The organism is Mycobacterium sp. E1715, from assembly GCF_001667625.1.
Taxonomy (GTDB): Bacteria; Actinomycetota; Actinomycetes; order Mycobacteriales; family Mycobacteriaceae; genus Mycobacterium.
In genome coordinates this window covers 1-1,097 of record NZ_LZJJ01000258.1, presented here as the reverse complement: position 1 = coordinate 1,097, position 1,097 = coordinate 1, and the positions used below count along the sequence as shown (strand labels likewise).

The 1,097-nt window shown below is 65.3% G+C and carries 1 protein-coding gene; it reads right to left on the bottom strand.

Annotation, left to right across the window (positions count from 1 at the left end; translation table 11 throughout):
• Positions 1–134 precede the first annotated feature (134 nt).
• The gene (locus A9X03_RS13555) at positions 135–956 is read right to left on the bottom strand and encodes an Ig-like domain-containing protein (protein ID WP_067782560.1); all 822 of its coding nucleotides are present in this window, start codon (positions 954–956) and stop codon (positions 135–137) included.
• Positions 957–1,097: the final 141 nt, after the last annotated feature.

Genomic DNA, 1,097 nt, shown 5'->3' with positions numbered 1-1,097 from the left:
GCCTAGCGTGAACCCCCCGCCGCGCGTGAAGTTAGTTTCACAGTCGACCGCGAGCGTGAAACCAACTTCACACTCGACGCAGGTTACCGAACCGAAAAGCCCTCGCGCTCAAAGCGATCGGGCACGGGCGCCGCTCAGGAAGGCGGCCGCTCCCACAGGTCCTGCTTGACGATCACCGGGTCGCCGACATCGACCGTGTTGTAGTACCACTCGGCGTCTTCGGGGCTCAGGCTGATGCAGCCGTGGCTGACGTTCTCCAGCCCCAGCGACGGGACGGCCCATGGGGCGGAGTGCACAAAGAGGCCCCGGTTGGTGATGCGGACGGCGTAATCGACGTTGAGCATGTAGCCGTTGGGGTCGTCGACAGGGATGCCGACGCTGCTCGAATCCATAAGCACCGAGCGCTCTTTCGACAAGACGGTGTAGTTGCCGACCGGCGTTGGAAATTCGGGCCTACCCATCGACGCGGGCAACACACCCTCTTCGCCGAAGTGGGGTCGGTGGTGCGGAGTTGGCGGTGGGGCCGCGTCGACTCCGTCGACGCTCACCTTGAAGGTGTGGTCGGTGATGTTGGCGACGCCGACGACCTTCGGGCCGGTCTTGAATTCCGTGGAGCGGCCGTCCACCGCGAGGGCCACCGTGCTGTGCGCCGGCCAGTAGTGGTCCGGAACCCATTGCACGACCTTGTTGTCGAGCCACTCGAATCGGCCGGTCATCGGCGGTGAGGACTTGACGCCGATGGCGCGCTCGGCGGCGTGCCGGTTCCCGACCGGCGCGTCGAACGTCACGACGACGGGGTGGGCCACGCCCACCGTCGCGTCCCGCGCCGGCAGGACCGACGCGACCGCGAATTCATGCGGCTGGCTGGCCGCCGCCATGCTGGTCCCCGCCGGGCCCGCAACCACGCTTACAGCGATCCCACCCACCGCAAGAACACACCGAACGACCGCTCGCATGGCTCCGATTCCTTTTAACTGACATAGTTGTAATAGGAGGATCGTAAATCCCGGATGACCAGCGGAAGCGCAAGGGCGCGTTAGCATTTGGCCACGCCTCGGTCACGGTTCGGCCACGGGGGTTTAGGTCGGAAATATGCA